This window comes from Pantoea sp. At-9b (assembly GCF_000175935.2).
Taxonomy (GTDB): domain Bacteria; phylum Pseudomonadota; class Gammaproteobacteria; order Enterobacterales; family Enterobacteriaceae; genus Pantoea.
In genome coordinates, this window is record NC_014837.1 from 1,478,522 (window position 1) to 1,498,613 (window position 20,092).

Annotated in this window: 14 protein-coding genes; 10 read left to right on the top strand and 4 right to left on the bottom strand. The window is 53.0% G+C overall.

The genetic code is table 11. The annotated features are described in order from the left end of the window. Nucleotides 1–9 precede the first annotated feature (9 nt). Together serS and PAT9B_RS06720 are read left to right on the top strand one after the other, a co-directional pair. Nucleotides 10–1,302 (top strand): serine--tRNA ligase, encoded by a 1,293-nt coding sequence (gene serS / locus PAT9B_RS06715; RefSeq protein WP_013508502.1) that lies wholly within the window; start codon nt 10–12, stop codon nt 1,300–1,302. Nucleotides 1,303–1,614: 312 nt separating this feature from the next. Continuing rightward, on the top strand, nt 1,615–2,766 hold the full coding sequence (locus PAT9B_RS06720; RefSeq protein ID WP_013508503.1) for an MFS transporter: 1,152 nt from the start codon (nt 1,615–1,617) through the stop codon (nt 2,764–2,766). 28 nt (nt 2,767–2,794) lie between these two features. On the opposite strand, the gene pflA is transcribed toward PAT9B_RS06720, so the two are convergent. From pflA to ycaO, 4 genes are all read right to left on the bottom strand, one after another. Then, the gene (gene pflA / locus PAT9B_RS06725; protein ID WP_013508504.1) at nt 2,795–3,535 is read right to left on the bottom strand and encodes a pyruvate formate lyase 1-activating protein; all 741 of its coding nucleotides are present in this window, start codon (nt 3,533–3,535) and stop codon (nt 2,795–2,797) included. 155 nt (nt 3,536–3,690) lie between these two features. Then, nucleotides 3,691–5,976 carry a formate C-acetyltransferase gene (pflB, locus tag PAT9B_RS06730; RefSeq protein ID WP_013508505.1) on the bottom strand — a complete coding sequence of 762 codons (2,286 nt, stop codon included), beginning with the start codon at nt 5,974–5,976 and terminating at the stop codon, nt 3,691–3,693. Nucleotides 5,977–6,049: 73 nt separating this feature from the next. After that, nucleotides 6,050–6,910, bottom strand: coding sequence for a formate transporter FocA (gene focA, locus PAT9B_RS06735; protein WP_013508506.1), 861 nt, complete (start codon nt 6,908–6,910; stop codon nt 6,050–6,052). 353 nt (nt 6,911–7,263) lie between these two features. Then, nucleotides 7,264–9,027 (bottom strand): 30S ribosomal protein S12 methylthiotransferase accessory factor YcaO, encoded by a 1,764-nt coding sequence (gene ycaO, locus PAT9B_RS06740; RefSeq protein ID WP_013508507.1) that lies wholly within the window; start codon nt 9,025–9,027, stop codon nt 7,264–7,266. A 312-nt stretch (nt 9,028–9,339) separates the two neighbouring features. On the opposite strand from ycaO, the gene serC reads away from it, so the two are divergent. The 8 genes from serC to lpxK all read left to right on the top strand — a co-directional run bounded on the left by serC (nt 9,340) and on the right by lpxK (nt 20,083). After that, nucleotides 9,340–10,425, top strand: coding sequence for a 3-phosphoserine/phosphohydroxythreonine transaminase (gene serC / locus PAT9B_RS06745; RefSeq protein ID WP_013508508.1), 1,086 nt, complete (start codon nt 9,340–9,342; stop codon nt 10,423–10,425). An 83-nt stretch (nt 10,426–10,508) separates the two neighbouring features. Next, nucleotides 10,509–11,795, top strand: a complete 1,287-nt coding sequence (gene aroA, locus PAT9B_RS06750) for a 3-phosphoshikimate 1-carboxyvinyltransferase (protein ID WP_013508509.1) — start codon at nt 10,509–10,511, stop codon at nt 11,793–11,795. 199 nt (nt 11,796–11,994) lie between these two features. Further along, nucleotides 11,995–12,675: a (d)CMP kinase gene (cmk, locus tag PAT9B_RS06755; RefSeq protein ID WP_013508510.1), complete on the top strand. Its 681-nt coding sequence runs from the start codon at nt 11,995–11,997 to the stop codon at nt 12,673–12,675. A 122-nt stretch (nt 12,676–12,797) separates the two neighbouring features. Continuing rightward, nucleotides 12,798–14,471, top strand: a complete 1,674-nt coding sequence (rpsA, locus tag PAT9B_RS06760) for a 30S ribosomal protein S1 (RefSeq protein WP_013508511.1) — start codon at nt 12,798–12,800, stop codon at nt 14,469–14,471. Nucleotides 14,472–14,557: 86 nt separating this feature from the next. Next, complete coding sequence (gene ihfB / locus PAT9B_RS06765) at nt 14,558–14,842, top strand: integration host factor subunit beta (protein WP_013508512.1); 285 nt, start codon at nt 14,558–14,560, stop codon at nt 14,840–14,842. Between the two features lie 201 nt (nt 14,843–15,043). Then, nucleotides 15,044–17,302, top strand: a complete 2,259-nt coding sequence (locus PAT9B_RS06770; RefSeq protein ID WP_013508513.1) for a DNA internalization-related competence protein ComEC/Rec2 — start codon at nt 15,044–15,046, stop codon at nt 17,300–17,302. Nucleotides 17,303–17,336: 34 nt separating this feature from the next. Continuing rightward, a complete protein-coding gene (gene msbA / locus PAT9B_RS06775; protein ID WP_013508514.1) occupies nt 17,337–19,085 on the top strand; it encodes a lipid A ABC transporter ATP-binding protein/permease MsbA in 1,749 nt (582 codons plus the stop codon). Continuing rightward, nucleotides 19,082–20,083: a tetraacyldisaccharide 4'-kinase gene (lpxK, locus tag PAT9B_RS06780; protein WP_013508515.1), complete on the top strand. Its 1,002-nt coding sequence runs from the start codon at nt 19,082–19,084 to the stop codon at nt 20,081–20,083. Before msbA ends, lpxK begins: the two co-directional genes overlap by 4 nt. Nucleotides 20,084–20,092 lie beyond the last annotated feature (9 nt).

A 20,092-nucleotide genomic window follows, 5' to 3' on the forward strand; every position in this document is an offset into this window, starting at 1 on the left:
AGGATAAGCATGCTCGATCCCAATCTGCTGCGTAACGAGCCAGACGCAGTCGCAGAAAAACTGGCACGCCGGGGATTTAAACTGGATGTGGAAACGCTGCGCTCCCATGAAGAGCGTCGTAAAGTATTGCAGGTAGAAACGGAAAATCTGCAGGCTGAGCGTAACTCCCGATCCAAATCCATCGGTCAGGCCAAAGCACGTGGGGAAGATATCGAGCCGCTGCGTCAGGAAGTGAACGTGCTGGGCGAACGCCTGGACGCGGCAAAAGCAGAACTGGATGCCCTGCAAAACGAAATCCGTGATTTTGCTCTGGCCCTGCCTAACTTGCCGGCAGACGAAGTGCCGTTGGGTAAAGATGACACGGAAAACCTCGAAGTTGCACGCTGGGGTGAGCCACGTCAGTTCGATTTCCAGGTGAAAGATCACGTTGAACTGGGTGAACTGGCGAAAGGTTTAGATTTCGCTTCAGCGGTGAAGCTGACCGGTTCACGCTTTGTGGTGATGCAGGGACAAATTGCCCGTCTGCATCGCGCTCTGAGTCAATTTATGATTGACCTGCACACCCAGCAACACGGTTATCTTGAGACCTATGTGCCTTATCTGGTGAACCATGACACGCTGTATGGTACTGGTCAGTTGCCGAAATTTGGTGAGGACCTGTTTCACACCAAACCGCTGGATGAAGAAGCGGGTAGCAGCAACTATGCGTTGATTCCGACCGCTGAAGTGCCGCTGACCAACCTGGTACGCGATGAGATCGTCGAAGAAGAGAACCTGCCGATCAAACTGACCGCACACACCCCGTGCTTCCGTTCAGAAGCGGGCTCCTACGGTCGTGATACTCGTGGTCTGATCCGTATGCACCAGTTCGACAAAGTCGAGATGGTGCAGATCGTCGCACCGGAAACCTCAATGCAGGCGCTGGAAGAGTTGGTTGGTCATGCCGAGAAGGTGCTGCAACTGCTTAACCTGCCGTACCGTAAAGTGCTGCTGTGCACCGGCGACATGGGCTTTGGTTCAACCAAGACCTATGACCTCGAAGTCTGGTTACCGGCGCAAAATACTTACCGCGAAATCTCCTCCTGCTCCAACATGTGGGATTTCCAGGCGCGTCGTATGCAGGCGCGTTGCCGTAGCAAGACCGAGAAGAAACCGCGTCTGCTGCATACGCTGAATGGTTCTGGTCTGGCGGTGGGGCGTACCCTGGTTGCCGTGCTGGAAAACTATCAGCAGGCCGATGGCCGTATTGAAGTGCCAGAAGTTCTGCGTCCGTATATGGGCGGCATTGAATTTATTGGTTAATCTTCAGCTGTTTTAAAAAAACCCGGCACTGCCGGGTTTTTTATTTCCTGCATAAAACGGATTTAATCTTTACCCGGAATTAATCAGAAATAAACGTTATCGACCCCTGTCTGAGCTGATCGTCTAAAAATCCACAAATTCATAGAGATAGCGAGACGGTTAAGAAAGTTCTTTCGTACTCTAACTTACTGAAGATAAAAAAATTAAATGGGTTAGCAGCAAAAAATGCGGCGGTGTTTTTTTGCTCATTGACTTTAAAATAGCAACTGGCAAACTGCGCGCAATTCTCTCTATTCCTTTGGTTTTTTCCCTATGTCAACCTGGTCGCGCCCCGTCCTGCTGCTGCTCTGCGGTCTGCTGCTCCTGACGGTGTCTATCGCTGTGCTTAATACGCTGGTGCCGTTATGGCTGACGCATGATCAACTGCCAACCTGGCAGGTCGGCATGGTCAGTTCATCCTATTATACCGGTAACCTTGCAGGCACGTTGCTGGCTGGCTGGTTGATTACGCATTACGGTTTTAACCGCTGTTACTATCTGGCGACGATCCTGTTTGCGGTGGCAACGGTGGGGATGGCATTGCTGGGTGGCTTTTACAGCTGGACACTGCTGCGTTTTATCGCGGGTGTGGGCTGTGCGCTGATGTGGGTCGTGGTGGAAAGTGCCTTGCTCTGTAGCGGCACGGTACGCAATCGCGGCCAGTTACTTGCCGCCTATATGATTATTTATTATCTCGGCACCGTCGCCGGGCAGCTACTGGTCAGTCGGGTCTCAACCGAGCTGTTGCATGTCATTCCGTGGGTGACTGCGCTGGTGCTCTGCGCCGTGCTGCCGGTGGTGTTCGTCCGTGTTAACGCAGGCAGCGTTAACGAAGAGGCTTCACCAGGCCGTATCTGGCCGATGATGCGTCGTCGCAGTTCTCGCCTGGGCATCAACGGCTGCATTATCTCCGGCGTGTTACTGGGATCGCTGTACGGCTTGATGCCGCTTTATCTGGCGCATCAGGGCATGAGCGACGCCACTGTGGGATACTGGATGGCGCTGTTGGTGAGTTCCGGGATTGTCGGGCAGTGGCCGGTTGGCCGTCTGGCCGATCGCTTTGGCCGCCTGCTGGTGCTGCGTGTTCAGGTGTTTGTCATTATCCTTGGCGCGATTGCCATGCTGAGCGATGCGGCCATGGCACCGGCTTTATTTGTGCTGGGGCTGGCCGGGTTTACGCTCTATCCGGTCGCGATGTCATGGGCCTGTGAAACGGTGGCGCATCATGAATTGGTCGCGATGAACCAGGCACTGCTGTTCAGCTACACGCTTGGCAGCCTGGTGGGTCCGGGCACCACGGCGATGCTGATGCAAAGCTACTCAGACCGTCTGTTGTTTGTGATGATTGCGGGGGTTGCGCTGGTTTATCTGGTGATGTTACTGCGTAAAGCCGACCAGCACGCTACACCTGTGGCCCATGCCTGAAAAAGGGGAGCTTAAGCTCCCCTGCGTTTCAATACATCACTTGGTGACCATAGCCGGACAGAATGTTCTTCACCCGCTCCATGGTTTCTTTTGTCGGTGGTTTGACGCCTTCCAGCTTGTACTCTTCACCCATCGCAATCCATTTATGCTTACCTAATTCGTGGTAAGGCAATAATTCAATCTTCTCGATGTTATCCATGTCTTGGGTGAATTCCCCCAGGCGATGCACCGAATCATCATCATCGGAATAGCCGGGTACCACGACATAGCGAATCCAGGTGCGGGTGCCTTTCTTCTGCAAATAACGGGCAAAATCCATGGTGCGGTGGTTCGAGACGCCGACCAGAATTTGGTGGATATCATCATTGATTTGTTTGAGATCGAGCATCACCAGATCGGTTACTTCAAGCAATTCATCAATAACCGGGTCGTAACGACGGACAAAGCCATTGGTGTCGAGGCAGGTATGGATGCCTTCCGCGCGGCAGGCGCGGAACCAGTCACGCACAAATTCTGCCTGGAGAATCGCTTCACCGCCGGAAGCCGTCACGCCACCCCCCGACGCATTCATAAAGTGGCGGTACGACAGCACATCTTTCATTAAATCTTCTACCGTGATCTCTTTGCCACCGTGGGTGTCCCAGGTATCACGGTTGTGGCAATAGAGGCAGCGCATCAGGCAGCCCTGGAAGAAGGTGATAAAACGGATTCCCGGGCCGTCAACGGTGCCGCAGGATTCGAAGGAGTGAATACGACCGATGGTTGACATTGCGATGAGTTCTCCAATTTAGCCTGGCATCAGGCGGCACAATCTGTGTTGTGCTCTGAGGTTTAAGTCGGTTTTGCCAGAGAGCCACGGTTAGCCTTCTGGCAAAACGACCTGGAGAAAAGGCTCCCGCAGGAGCCTTTTTTTAGCGGGATGAATTACAGGGACTTGGTGAAAGTACGGGTAATGACATCCTGTTGCTGCTCTTTAGTCAGCGAGTTGAAACGCACGGCGTAACCGGAAACACGGATGGTCAGCTGCGGATATTTTTCCGGGTGATCCATCGCATCTAACAGCATTTCACGGTTCATCACGTTCACGTTCAGATGCTGACCGCCCTCGATATTGTTGGCTTCATGGTGGAAGTAGCCATCCATCAGGCCTGCGAGGTTGGTTTTACGGACGTTATCATCTTTACCCAGTGCGTTCGGCACGATGGAGAAGGTATAAGAGATACCATCTTTGGCGTAGGCGAACGGCAGTTTCGCAACAGATGTCAGTGAGGCAACCGCACCTTTCTGGTCACGTCCGTGCATCGGGTTAGCGCCCGGGCCGAACGGTGCGCCAGCACGACGACCATCTGGGGTGTTACCGGTTTTCTTACCATAAACCACGTTAGAGGTAATGGTCAGCACTGACTGAGTCGGAACAGCATTGCGGTAGGTCGCCAGTTTCTGAATTTTTTTCATGAAACGTTCAACCAGGTCACAAGCCATATCATCGACGCGTGCATCGTTGTTACCAAACTGCGGGTACTCGCCTTCGATTTCGAAATCAATCGCCAGACCATCCGCATCACGTACCGGTTTCACTTTGGCGTATTTGATAGCGGAAAGGGAGTCTGCGGCGACAGACAGTCCCGCGATACCACACGCCATAGTACGGTAAACATCACGGTCATGCAGTGCCATCAGCGATGCTTCGTAGCTGTATTTGTCATGCATATAGTGGATAACGTTCAGGGCGGTGACATACTGTTTTGCCAGCCAGTCCATGAAGTGGTCCATACGCGCCATAACGGTTTCGAAGTCCAGCACGTCATCAGTGATGGGCGCTTCTTTCGGGCCAACCTGCATTTTCAGTTTTTCATCAACGCCGCCGTTGATTGCGTACAGCAGGGTTTTCGCCAGGTTAGCGCGAGCACCGAAGAACTGCATCTGTTTACCGATCACCATTGGGCTAACGCAACACGCGATGGCGTAGTCATCGTTGTTGAAGTCAGGGCGCATCAGGTCATCGTTTTCATACTGCAGTGATGAGGTATCGATGGAAACTTTTGCCGCATATTTTTTAAAGTTAATCGGCAGTTTTTCTGACCACAGAATGGTCATGTTAGGCTCCGGTGATGGGCCCATGGTGTACAGCGTATTCAGGAAACGGAAGGTGCTTTTGGTCACCAGAGTACGACCATCGACGCCCATACCGGCCAGAGACTCCGTTGCCCAGATCGGGTCACCAGAGAACAGCTCATCATATTCCGGGGTACGCAGGAAGCGCACCATGCGCAGTTTCATTACCAGATGGTCAATCAGTTCTTGGGCGGCATCTTCAGTCAGTTTGCCCGCTTTGATGTCACGTTCGATGTAAACATCAAGGAAGGTAGACACGCGACCAAATGACATCGCAGCACCGTTCTGTGATTTAACCGCAGCCAGATAGCCGTAGTAAGTCCACTGCACCGCTTCCTGAGCCGTGGTGGCAGGCAGAGAGATATCGTGACCGTATTTAGCCGCCATCTCTTTGATCTGACCCAGCGCACGGTGCTGTTCAGAAATCTCTTCACGCAGACGGATAGTGGCTTCCAGATTGACGCCGTTTTCCATATCGCTTTGCAGAGAATTGAACTGCGCAACTTTGTCTTTCATCAGGTAGTCGATGCCGTAAAGTGCGACACGACGGTAGTCACCAATGATACGACCACGACCATAGGCATCTGGCAGACCGGTCAACACACCGGATTTACGGCAGCGCAGGATATCTGGGGTGTAGACATCGAACACGCCCTGGTTGTGGGTTTTACGGTACTCAGTGAAGACTTTTTTCAGTGAAGGGTCCAGCTCACGGCCATAAACCTTACAGGAGCCTTCTACCATTTTGATGCCACCGAACGGGATGATGGCACGTTTCAACGGGGCTTCAGTTTGCAGACCAACGATTTTTTCCAGTGACTTGTTGATGTAACCGGCATCGTGGGAGGTGATGGTTGAAGCGAGGTCGGTATCAAAGTCAACCGGTGCATGAGTACGGTTTTCAATCTTGATGCCTTCCAGCACGTTATCCCACAATTTAGTGGTGGCCGGCGTTGCACCTGCGAGGAATGACTCGTCGCCTTCATAAGGGGTGTAATTTTTCTGGATGAAATCGCGGACGTTGACACTGTTCTGCCATTCGCCCGCGCTAAATCCTTCCCAGGCTGCCGCCAATTTTTCATTCAGTTCGGTCATGATATACCTGCCTTTATTTAGGGAAACTTTCACGTTTGGCACGCGGTCACGCGTGCCCATACTCAATACTTAATTAATGTACCGGGTCATCACCGCGCAGATAGATAACCCAGTAGGTCAATCCGACTAACAAGCCACCACCAATGATGTTACCGATGGTGACAGGAATAAGGTTGTCGACAATAAAGTTACCGACGCTGAGCGCCTGGAACTGTGAGGCGCTGGCCCCCGCCATTTGCCAGAATTCAGGGCTGGCGAAATCACGAATCATAATCGCCATTGGAATCAGAAACATGTTAGCGATACTGTGCTCAAAGCCACTGGCGACGAACATTGCGACTGGCAGAATCATCGCGACCATTTTGTCGAGCAGGCTACGCCCGGAGTAGCTCATCCAAACTGCCAGGCACACCATCAGGTTGGCAAGCGTGCCGAGACTGACTGCTTCAATGAAGCTATGGTGCATTTTATGGTCAGCAGTTTGCAGAACGTTTAAACCCCAGGCACCGTTCGCCACCATATGTTCGCCAGAGAGCCATATCAGAGCCACAAAAAACAGGGCACCCAACAAGTTACCGATATACACATTCAACCAGTTACGGCCCAACTGCGCCCAGGTAATGCGGCCACTGGCTTTTGCCACCACAATCAATACGGTGGAGGTGAAGAGGTCGGCACCGCAGACCACTACCAGCATCAATCCCAGAGAGAAACATATGCCGCCAATCAGTTTTGCCATGCCGTAAGGCATTGTGCCGCTACCGGTAGTGGCGGTGATATAGAACACAAAAGCGATAGAAATGAATACGCCAGCAGTTATGGCAAGAAAGAAGGTGGTTAAGGGGTGTTTAGTGGCTTTATAAACCCCGGCATCTTCAGCAACCTTTGCCATTGCAGCCGGTAATAATGAATTAAACGGGTTGTCAGTTTTCACACTAACGCTCTCCAGGAATTATCTGGGATTAATACTAACAAAGGAGTATAGGACAGGATTTGATATGGATCATATTTGACCGGAGGGGTGGTGATATCTGGTGTCATTTTCAGAGTGAAAGTGACTTAATGCATTGAATTTAAATGATTAAATATTTTTTAATATTTACAAATATTGTTGAGTGAAGCGTCTAAAGAAAGGTTGAATTGTTAACGAATATTAGTGGTTGAATCTGAAATGTTATGCAAAATTTTCCGGACAAAGGTGAAACCCCGGACAATAAAAAAGGCGCTGAAATTATTCAGCGCCTTTTTTGCTCGTTATCCGGCCTTTTTACGGTGAAAAAGGGCGATTTATTTCGCTAACCAATAACGACGCTTGGCTGCCTGCAACTTTTCGTAAGCGGCCAGCAACGACTGATGGGCCGGGAAGGCTTTTAAATCCAAATCCACGGCTTGCAGGCCGTAGAACGGTGCTTCACCACTGATGGCAGCAGAGGCAGCGTCAACGGCCGCTTCGCCATACATGCGCACAAACGCACGGTGATACTGCACCGGATCGCGTTCTTCTTCCATCGCCAGCAACAGCAGAGTTTGCAGGCAACGGTAGTAATTAGCACGCTCAGCGCTAAAGATGGACTGGTTAAATTCCATCGTCCATTCGGTCCAGATCAGTGCCTGATCGAGGTCACCACCCGCCAGCGCCAGCATGGCTTTCAGCTCACCAATACGCAGCGTAAACCAGCCATTGTCTTTGCCCGAGGCCAGACCCAGCAGTTCGCGAACACGGGTAAAGTCATCGTGTCCTTCTTCATCCAGTTGGGTGATCAGCTCCAGATAGGCTTCCGGTTCCCATTGGCTTTCCGGCAGCGCCAGCAGGGTTTCACGCAGCGGCGCACCCATGTTGTTATTCGCCAGCAGTAAGTCTTCAGCCGGGTAGATATCAGACATGCCCGGCACGATGATACGGCAGGCATAGACGCTCAGATGCTCGTAATCAGCGATATACACTTCTTTATCTTCCGCGCGGAAGATGGCCATCAGGGTGTCGAACTCTTCGTGCGTGCTGCCAGCAAAGCTCCAGTCAACAAACGGATAGTCAGCATCGTCTTTGAACATATCCCAGGAAATCAGGCCGCTTGAATCGATAAAGTGGGTTTCCAGGTTGGCATGTTCCGCAACTTCTTCATCATCGAAAGTCGGCGGTGTGAACACGTCGAGATCTTTCAGACCACGGCCTTGCAGCAGTTCGGTAACGGTACGTTCCAGCGCCACGCCAAAATCAGGATGTGCGCCAAATGATGCGAAGCAGGTGCCGTTTGCCGGGTTGAACAACACCACGCAGATGACCGGGTAGTTGCCGCCGAGAGAGGCGTCGTAGGCAAAAATCGGGAAACCTTCCGCTTCAAGGCGGGCAATGGCTTCCACCACGCCAGGGTAACGCTGCATCACCGCTTCTGGAATTTCCGGCAAGCTAATGGACTCGGCAATGATGCGGTTCTTAATATGGCGCTCGAACACCTCAGACAGCCCCTGCACACGGGCTTCGTTAGCGGTATTGCCCGCTGACATGCCGTTGGACACATACAGGTTGCCGATAATATTCATCGGGATATAGACCGTCTGCTGATCAGACTGACGCGTAAAGGGCAGGCCACAGATGCCACGCTCGGCATTGCCGGATTGCAGATCAACCAGATCCGCCGCACTCAGGCTATCGTCAGGATCATAGAATTTACGCAGACGGGCATCGAGGATCCCGGCTGGCAGGCTGTCATCTTCCGGCAGGGCGAACCATTTCTCGTTGGGGTAGTGCACAAACTCGCCGTTGGCGATGGACTCACCCAGCCAGAAGTCAGCAAAGAAGTAGTTAGTCGAGAGACGCTCAAAATATTCGCCCAGCGCAGAAGCCAGCGCAGCCTTTTTGCTGGCACCTTTACCGTTGGTAAAGCACAGCGGGCAGTCACGATCGCGAATATGCACTGACCACACGTGCGGAACCGGGTTCAGCCAGGAGGCCTCTTCGATGTTAAAACCCAAATCCTGCAATTTTTGCTGGAAGCGTGAAATGGAGTCTTCCAGTGCGGCGTCTTTACCGGGAATAAAAGTTTGCGTCATGATGGCGCTCTCTGAGTCAATGGGGTGGGCGTAAAGCGCGCAATAATACGGGTTTTACGCGACATTCGCCATTCGGATGATGAAGTTTCTCTCTCTTATGTTACGGGGTTTTATTCGTCTGGCGGCAATCTGATTTTACTTCGCAGATAAACCTCACAAAATTCCATTGTCGATTACATTTATGACATAAGCTGCGGTGGAGCCGGCTCTGGAAATGTGATCGCGGCAGGATAAATGATTGCAGCCATCCGGAGGCAATGATAAAACCGGTAGGGTATTCATAACCGTTCGATATGACAGTGGTGAGGGGAAATGACGCAGGTTTATAATTTTAGCTCCGGTCCAGCGATGCTGCCGGTTGAAGTGCTCCGTCGTGCAGAACAAGAACTGACAAACTGGCACGGGTTAGGCACCTCGGTGATGGAAATCAGTCACCGTAGTAAAGAATTTATTCAGGTAGCGGAAGAAGCTGAGAAAGACTTTCGCGATCTGCTGAAAATCCCTGCCAACTACAAAGTTTTATTCTGTCATGGCGGCGCGCGTGCGCAGTTTGCCGCTATCCCGGGTAACCTGCTGGGATCGGCGAAAAGCGCTGACTACATTGATGGCGGCTATTGGGCGCACAGTGCAATCAAAGAAGCTGAGAAATACTGCTCGCCAAATACTATCGACGTAAAAACGACCCGTGATGGCAAGCGTGCGATTCTGCCCATGCGTGAATGGCAGCTGAGCAATGACGCAGCCTACGTGCATTTTTGCCCGAACGAAACCATCGACGGCATCGCCATTGATGAGCAGCCTGACTTTGGCGATAAAGTGGTGGTGGCTGACTATTCATCAACCATCCTGTCGCGTCCGATTGATGTCAGCCGTTATGGTGTGATCTATGCCGGTGCGCAGAAAAACATCGGTCCGGCTGGCCTGACGCTGGTTATCGTGCGTGAAGACCTGCTGGGCAAAGCGCACAGCTATGTGCCGTCTATTCTCGATTACAAGGTGCTGGCTGAGAACGATTCTATGTTCAACACCCCGCCGACCTTTGCATGGTATCTCTCTGGCCTGGTGTTTAAATGGCTGAAAGAGAAAGGCGGCGTGGCAGAAATGGACAAACAGAACCAGGCCAAAGCTGACCTGCTGTATGGGGTGATTGATCGCAGCGACTTCTACCGTAACGACGTTGCGGTGGAGAACCGTTCACGTATGAACGTACCTTTCCAGTTGGCCGATGCTGCGCTGGATAAAGTGTTCCTCGACGAATCGCTGAAAGCTGGCCTGCATGCACTGAAAGGGCATCGTGTGGTTGGCGGTATGCGCGCCTCGATTTACAATGCGATGCCGTTGGAAGGTGTTAAAGCCTTAACCGATTTCATGGTCGATTTTGAGCGTCGCCACGGTTAATTATTCATCTATGCCAGTCTGACTGGTGCCAGACCCCGTTGTTTTCAGGCGGGGTTTCTTCTTTTCTGGAGATTGAGTTTCACATGCAGGACTCCCTGACTCTACAACCGATTGCGCGTGTTGATGGCACGGTAAACTTACCGGGTTCCAAGAGCGTATCTAACCGTGCACTGTTGCTGGCCGCGTTGGCAAAAGGCACCACACGCCTGACCAACTTGCTGGATAGCGATGATGTGAAGCATATGCTCAACGCGCTGAAAGCGCTGGGTGTGAGCTATACACTTTCTGCTGATCGCACGGTCTGTGAAGTGATCGGTAATGCTGGCCCACTGCATTCAGAGCAACCGCTGGAGCTGTTTTTAGGTAATGCGGGTACCGCCATGCGTCCGTTGGCTGCCGCGCTGTGCCTTGGTCAGCAATCTATCGTGCTGACCGGTGAGCCGCGTATGAAAGAGCGTCCAATTGGACACCTGGTTGATGCACTGCGTCAGGGCGGAGCAAAAATCGAGTATCTGGAACAGACCGACTATCCGCCGTTACTGCTCAAAGGGGGCTTTAATGGGGGTGATGTGACGGTTGACGGTAGCGTGTCCAGCCAGTTTCTGACTGCGTTATTAATGACGGCACCTTTAGCGCAACAGGACACCACCATCAGCATCAAAGGTGATCTGGTATCAAAGCCTTACATTGATATCACCTTGCACCTGATGCGTTGTTTCGGTGTTGATGTTGATAACCAGAATTACCAGCGCTTTGTCGTCAAGGGGAAGCAGCAGTATCAATCACCGGGTGATTATCTGGTGGAAGGCGATGCCTCATCTGCTTCCTATTTCCTGGCCGCAGCCGCGATTAAAGGCGGCACGGTGCGTGTGACAGGTATTGGTCGCAACAGTGTGCAAGGCGATATCCGTTTTGCTGACGTGCTGGAAAAAATGGGTGCCAGCATTGAATGGGGTGATGATTACATCGCCTGTACCCGTGGTTCCCTGAATGCTATCGATATGGATATGAACCATATCCCTGATGCTGCGATGACGATTGCCACCACGGCATTGTTTGCCAACGGCACCACCCTGATGCGCAACATTTATAACTGGCGCGTCAAAGAGACTGACCGTTTGGCTGCGATGGCGACTGAATTGCGTAAAGTTGGTGCGGAAGTCGAAGAAGGGCACGATTTTATTCGCATTACCCCGCCAGCGCAGTTACAGCATGCGGATATTGGCACTTACAACGATCACCGCATGGCGATGTGTTTCGCGCTGGTGGCGTTGTCAGACACGCCGGTGACGATCCTTGATCCGGGTTGTACGGCGAAAACCTTCCCTGACTATTTCCAGCAGTTAGCGAAAATCAGCCACACTTCCTGATCGTTACACCCGGCGGCCTTCCGCGCCGGGTGACTTTACTTTCTACTGGTCTTCGTGCCGGAAATTCCTCCGATTCTGTCCAAATTTATAACGCTGTCTGCGCTAAGGGGTAACGAACCCGACGCGGTCAGCGTATAATGCTGCGCAATCCACACAGCCATGCCGGCTGAAAATACGCATTCAGCAACAGGAGAAAACAATGACGGCAATCGCCCCGGTTATTACCATCGATGGGCCTAGTGGTGCAGGGAAGGGAACCTTGTGTAAAGCGATGGCTGAGTCGTTGCAGTGGCACTTACTGGATTCTGGCGCAATTTACCGCGTCCTGGCTCTGGCGGCGATCCATCATCAGGTAGATATCGAATCAGAAGAGGCTTTAGTGCCGATGGCGGCCCACCTCGACGTGCGTTTTCTTTCCGTCGAAGGTGAAATGCAGGTCATCCTGGAAGGTGAAGACGTTACCGGTGAAATCCGTACTCAGGAAGTGAGCAACACGGCGTCACGTGTGGCGGCATTCCCTCGGGTACGCGAAGCGCTGTTGCGCCGTCAGCGGGCGTTTCGTGAGGAGCCAGGTTTAATTGCCGATGGTCGCGATATGGGGACGGTGGTGTTCCCCGATGCACCGGTAAAAATCTTCCTGGATGCCAGTTCTGAAGAGCGTGCTCATCGCCGTATGCTACAGTTGCAGGAGAAGGGCTTTAGTGTTAACTTTGATCGCCTTTTAGCCGAGATACAGGAACGCGACGACCGCGATCGTAACCGCGCTATCGCGCCTTTAGTGCCTGCTTCTGATGCTCTGGTGCTGGATTCAACCAGTATGTCCATTGAGCAAGTTATTGAAATGGCACTTGATTATGCCCGCCAAAAGCTGGGCATTTAATATTTCGGCAACCGAATTGCTGTAACCCTGTACCACGGATCCGGTGCCGGGCATGTGAAACAACCCCATCCGACAATGACGTCAGGTGGACGTTAAATTGAAGAATCCTGAAGATTATCAATATGACTGAATCTTTTGCTCAACTCTTTGAAGAGTCCCTGAAAGAAATCGAAACCCGTCCGGGTTCCATCGTTCGTGGCGTCGTTGTTGCTATCGACAAAGACGTAGTTCTGGTTGATGCGGGTCTGAAATCTGAATCTGCAATCCCTGCAGAGCAGTTCAAGAACGCAGCTGGCGAACTGGAAATCCAGGTGGGCGACGAAGTTGACGTTGCTCTGGACGCAGTAGAAGACGGCTTCGGTGAAACCCTGCTGTCCCGTGAGAAAGCTAAACGTCACGAAGCTTGGATCACGCTGGAAAAAGCTTACGAAGATGCTGAAACTGTTACCGGTGTTATCAACGGCAAAGTTAAAGGTGGCTTCACAGTTGAGCTGAATGGTATTCGTGCGTTCCTGCCAGGTTCACTGGTAGACGTGCGTCCGGTTCGCGACACTCTGCACCTGGAAGGCAAAGAGCTTGAATTCAAAGTAATCAAGCTTGACCAGAAACGTAACAACGTGGTGGTTTCTCGCCGCGCAGTTATCGAATCTGAAAACAGCGCTGAGCGTGATCAGCTGCTGGAAAACCTGCAGGAAGGCATGGAAGTCAAAGGTATCGTTAAGAACCTCACTGACTACGGCGCATTCGTGGACCTGGGCGGCGTTGACGGCCTGTTGCACATCACTGACATGGCCTGGAAACGCGTTAAGCATCCGAGCGAAATCGTCAACGTGGGCGACGAAATCACTGTTAAAGTGCTGAAGTTCGACCGCGAGCGTACCCGTGTATCTCTGGGCCTGAAACAGCTGGGCGAAGATCCGTGGGTAGCTATCGCTAAACGCTATCCGGAAGGCACCAAGCTGACCGGTCGTGTGACCAACCTGACTGATTACGGCTGCTTCGTAGAAATCGAAGAAGGCGTTGAAGGTCTGGTACACGTTTCTGAAATGGACTGGACCAACAAAAACATCCACCCGTCTAAAGTTGTTAACGTGGGCGACGTGGTTGAAGTTATGGTTCTGGACATCGACGAAGAGCGTCGTCGTATCTCCCTGGGTCTGAAGCAGTGCAAATCTAACCCGTGGCAGCAGTTCGCAGAGACCCACAACAAAGGCGATCGCGTTGAAGGTAAAATCAAGTCAATCACTGACTTCGGTATCTTCATCGGCCTGGACGGTGGCATCGACGGTCTGGTTCACCTGTCTGACATCTCCTGGAACGCGACTGGCGAAGAAGCCGTTCGTGAGTACAAAAAAGGCGACGAAATCGCTGCCGTTGTACTGCAGGTTGATGCAGAGCGTGAGCGCATCTCTCTGGGTGTGAAACAGTTGGCTGAAGATCCGTTCAACAACTACATCACCGTGAACAAGAAAGGCGCTATCGTGACTGGTAAAGTCACTGCAGTTGACGCGAAAGGTGCTACAGTAGAATTAGCTGATGGCGTAGAAGGTTACCTGCGCGCTTCTGAAGCTTCACTGGACCGTATCGAAGACGCAACTCTGGTTCTGAGTGTTGGTGACGACGTTGAAGCTAAATTCACCGGCGTTGACCGTAAGAACCGCGTTGTAAGTCTGTCTGTCCGTGCGAAAGACCAGGCTGACGAGAAAGAAGCTATCAACACTGTTAACACCAAACAGGAAGAAGGCAACTTCTCTAACGCTATGGCTGAAGCGTTCAAAGCGGCTAAAGGCGAGTAATCGACCCGAAGCACCGGGCGGCGTAAGCTGCCCGGTTTCGGTAAAAGCTGTCATACCTTTCCAAACAGGGATTAACCGGAGGTTACATGACCAAGTCAGAACTGATTGAAAGACTTGCAGGCCAGCAGACTCATATTCCGGCGAAAGTCGTTGAGGATGCGGTTAAAGAGATGCTCGAGCATATGGCCACTACGTTGGCACAAGGCGAGCGCATTGAAATCCGGGGATTCGGCAGCTTTTCTTTGCACTACCGCGCACCGCGTACCGGACGTAACCCGAAAACGGGTGACAAAGTGGATCTGGAAGGCAAATACGTTCCCCACTTTAAGCCGGGCAAAGAATTGCGTGACCGTGCGAACATTTACGGCTAAGCCGTTACCGAACATTGAAAACGACACCCTCGGGTGTCGTTTTTTTTTGCCTGATGACAGGCGTGAGCGCGCTCCAGAATACCGGTAATACCGATGCAAAAGTCTGATTATCTTTGGAGCTGCCTCCAGACTCGTTAATTCCGCACATCCGAATCTTCATCGCCTCTGGCACACTCTACTCTCCTCGCCTGGAGAAGAAAGATGCAGATGACATGGATAGTTATGGCACGATTGATGATCCTGGCGGCGTTGCCATTAGGCGTGATACCGGTGTTGCCAGGTAATAGCACGTTGATGGCGATGGCTGCCACCGCGCTGTTGCTCGGCCTACAGCCTGTCTGTGCGTTACGCCTCATCGGGCTTGCGCTGTTGCTGATGCTATGGGCGTTGGTCGAGGCCCGCCAAATGATCACCAGTATTGACCAGCTCACTCAGGCACCGGTCAACGCCCTCGTGCGGATAACCGATGTTCGTCAGGATAATAAACAGCTGACGGTGCAACTGGTGCAAATTAATGGGCGATATCAATTCCCACCCCTGTTTGCCACGCTGAACCACAACGGTGAAGGGGAGCCATTCTGTAGTGGTCAACGCTGGCAGATGCAACTGCGGTTACGCGCCGTGCATGCACGACTCAACGAGGGGGAGTTTGATGCACAACGTTTTGCGGTGGCACAACACCAGCCTTTGCAAGGGCTGATTGCGGCACGCGAGCGGGTGAATCCAGTGTGTAGCTGGCGCTCGCGTCTGATTAACTATCATTTGCCTGCATTCGTAGGGATGCAAACACCGGCAATCGTCCAGGCGCTGGCATTTGGTAAGCGAGAGGCGATGACGGAGGATCAGCGGCGCATATTACGTGAGACGGGTACCGCACACCTGATGGCGATTTCAGGCATGCATATCGCGCTGGCCGCCAGTATCGGCTGGTTATGCATGCGGATGCTGCAACGAATCTTCCCCGCCCGGAGGATTAATTACCTGCTTCCCCTGATTGCCAGTTGGTGCACCGCGGCGATTTATTGCTGGATTTCCGGCAGCCATCCACCCGCACAGCGTGCCATGCTGGCTCTGACCGTATGGGTATTGTTACGCATTGCTGGCTGGCAACTGAGCGGCTGGCAGGTCTGGACGTTATGCGTCGGCTTGTTGCTGGCGCTGGACCCGCTTAGCGTTTTATCCGAGAGTTTCTGGTTATCCGCCTTAGCGGTGGCAGTGCTGCTTATCTGGTATCAATGGTTTGCTCTACCTGCACGCTTTCGCAGCGGACGCCGCTGGTGGGTGCTGCAACTGCTGCATTTACAGCTGGGGATGATGTTGTTGATGGCTCCTCTGCAAATTTTCCTGTTTCAAGGTATTAGCTGGAGTGCATTGGTGGCTAATCTGCTGGCTGTTCCGGTGGTCTCATTTATTACGGTGCCGCTGATATTGCTGGCGATGATGATGCCAGTGGCGTCGCTTGCCAGCGGATTATGGTGGCTGGCAGACCAGTCGGTCCATCGAGTGATGCAAGTGCTGGCCTCGCTGCCCGCGGGTTGGTTGCCGTGGAGTGACGCCTTACCCGCGATGCTGCTGCTGTGGGGTGGGGGAGTGGTCTGGCGTAGCGGTATGGTCTATCGCGCGCCCCTGCAATGTTGCAGTGTCGCGGTCACCCTGCTGCTCTGGCGCGTCAGTGAACCGCAGGATGACTGGCAGATAGATATGATCGATGTCGGGCATGGGTTGGCGATCGTTATCACCCAGGGTGATGAGGCCGTGTTATATGACGCCGGTCCACGCTGGACCCAGGGGGACGCGGGTAGCCGCGTCATCCTCCCGTGGTTACAGCGTAAAAACAGCAGCTTAAACGCGATTATTTTAAGTCATAAGCATCTGGATCACCGTGGCGGGCTGGCATCGATTATGGCCGCATCTCCCACCACACCCGTGCGCAGTGCATTGGCTGAGGCCAATCATCTGCCTTGCTATCAGGGAGAGGTATGGCGCTGGGGGAAACTGCGTTTCAGCGTATTATGGCCACCGCGTGGTGCCAGCCACGGAGAAAATAATGATTCCTGCGTGGTGCGCGTCGATGATGGCAAAGTGAGTCTGTTATTGACCGGTGATATTGAACGGGAGGCCGAGAGGAAGCTGGTTGCCCAACAGCAACAGGCGCTGGTCTCAACGATTTTACAGGTGCCCCACCATGGCAGCCGAACTTCATCCAGCGAGTTGCTGCTGCGTCATGTTTCTGGAGAGGTCGCAATCGCCTCCGTGGCGCGCTATAACGCCTGGCGGATGCCAGCGAAGACGGTACTCAGCGCCTATCATCAGTACGGGTATCGTTGGTATGACACCGCCCAATCCGGACAGATTCATATCGGGATTCGCGCAGGTCATTGGCAGATTAAGGGGTTAAGAGAGCAAATATTGCCCCGTTGGTATCATCAGTGGTTTGGCGTCAAACGTGAATCCAGGTAGAATGAGCGGCTATTTCAAACAGCGTGACTAAATAATGCAACAAGACAAAGATCTCTCAACGTGGCAGACATTTCGCCGACTCTGGCCGATGATTGCGCCCCACAAAGCTGGCTTATTTGTGTCTGCTGTGGCGCTGATACTCAATGCGGCTGGCGATACCTTAATGCTCTCCCTGTTGAAACCTTTACTGGATGACGGCTTCGGTAAGGCTGACAAATCCGTACTGTTGTGGATGCCGCTGGCCGTCATTGGTTTGATGCTGATACGTGGGATAACCAGTTATATTTCGAGCTATTGCATTTCATGGGTTTCCGGCAATGTCGTGATGAACATGCGTCGACGTCTGTTCAGCCACATGATGGGCATGCCGGTGGCCTTCTTTGACCAGCAGTCAACCGGCACGCTGTTGTCCCGTATCACCTATGACTCAGAACAGGTCGCTTCATCGTCCTCCAGCGCGCTGGTGACGGTAGTGCGTGAAGGCGCATCAATCATTGGCCTGTTCATCATGATGTTCTACTACAGCTGGCAGCTGTCGTTGATTCTGATTGTCCTGGCGCCGATTGTTTCATTTGCGATTCGTAACGTCTCCAAACGCTTCCGTAATATCAGCAAAACCATGCAGAACACCATGGGGCAAGTAACCACCAGCGCCGAACAGATGCTGAAAGGGCACAAAGAAGTGCTGATTTTCGGCGGCCAGGACGTGGAATCTGAGCGTTTCGCGCGCGTCAGCAACCGGATGCGTCAGCAGGGTATGAAGCTGGTCTCTGCTTCATCTATTTCTGATCCGGTGATTCAGTTGATCGCTTCTCTGGCACTGGCTTTTGTCCTGTATGCCGCCAGCTTCCCGAGCGTGATGGATACGCTGACTGCCGGTACCATCACGGTGGTGTTCTCTTCGATGATCGCCCTGATGCGTCCACTGAAGTCGCTGACTAACGTTAACGCGCAGTTCCAGCGTGGTATGGCGGCGTGTCAGACGCTGTTCAGCATTCTGGATAGCGAGCAGGAGAATGACCAGGGTACGCGCCAACTGGATCGCGCTAAAGGTGATGTTGAGTTCCGTAATGTGACCTTTACTTACCCTGGCCGTGATATCCCGGCGCTACGCAATATTAATCTGAGCCTGCCGGCAGGAAAAACGGTGGCGCTGGTTGGCCGTTCGGGTTCGGGTAAATCAACGATGGCGAGTCTGTTGACCCGTTTTTACGATATTCAACAGGGCGAAATCCTGCTGGATGGGTACGATTTACGTGAGTACACCCTGAGCTCGTTACGTAATCAGGTAGCGCTGGTGTCGCAAAATGTGCATCTGTTCAACGATACCATTGCCAATAACATTGCCTATGCGCGTAATGATCAGTACAGCCGTGAAGAGATCGAGCGGGCTGCGACCATGGCGCACGCAATGGACTTCATCAAGAAAATGGATAACGGCCTCGATACTGTCATCGGCGAAAATGGTGTCCTGCTCTCCGGTGGTCAGCGTCAGCGTATTGCCATTGCCCGTGCGTTGCTGCGTGATTGCCCGATCCTGATCCTCGATGAAGCCACTTCTGCGCTGGATACCGAATCAGAGCGGGCGATTCAGTCGGCACTGGATGAGTTGCAGAAAAACCGCACTTCGCTGGTGATTGCGCACCGCCTCTCAACCATCGAGAAAGCCGATGAAATCGTGGTGGTTGAAGATGGCCGTATTGTTGAGCGTGGTACGCATGACGTACTGTTGGCGGAAAAAGGCGCCTACGCGCAACTTCACAAACTGCAGTTTGGCCAATGATTGAACGCATCTGGAGTGGGCGCTCGCCGTTATGGCTGCTGTTATGGCCGCTCAGTCTGCTGTATGGGGCAATCAGCTGGCTGATCCGCCTCAGTTTCCAGCGTGGCTGGCGTAAAAGCTGGCGCGCGCCCTGTCCGGTGATCGTGGTGGGTAATCTCACCGCTGGCGGTAACGGTAAAACGCCGGTGGTCATCTGGTTGGTGCAGGCGTTGCAACAACGCGGCCTGCGCCCGGGGGTGGTCTCACGTGGCTATGGCGGTAAAGCAGAACGCTATCCACTGTTAGTTGATGGTGAAACCTCCACCGAACTGGCAGGTGACGAGCCGGTTTTGATTGCACAGCGCACTGGCGCGCCGGTTGCGGTCGCGCCAAAACGCCGCGTTGCCGTCGAAGCGTTACTGTCCCGGCAGCCACTGGATGTGATCATCACAGATGATGGGTTGCAACACTATGCCTTGCAACGTGACCGTGAAGTGGTGGTGGTGGATGGCGCACGCCGTTTCGGCAATGGCTGGTGGTTACCTGCCGGGCCGATGCGTGAGCGGGCTTCACGCCTCGAACAGGTGGATGCCATCATCGTTAACGGTGGTGAGGCCACAGGTCGTGAAATCGCCATGACATTACAACCGGGTCAGGCAATAAATCTGGCTAGCGGGCAGAGCGTCCCGCTGGCGCAGTTGCCGCCGGTGATCGCGATGGCGGGTATTGGACATCCGCCGCGCTTCTTTACTACCCTTAAGCAGCAAGGGTTACAGCCCGTTGCTGAAATCGCTTTTGCTGACCATCACGCTTACAGCGAAGACGAATTGAGCCGTTTGACACAGCAGGGCCAGTGTCTGCTGATGACGGAAAAAGACGCGGTCAAATGCCGTGCGTTTGCGCGTGAAAACTGGTGGTTTTTGCCCGTCGATGCACATCTGGCGGGTGCCGCTTTGCCTGCGTTGTTGGATGACATCACGCAACTTTGTCTCAGCGCACGCGACGCACAGCTGCGCTAGCCTTTACAG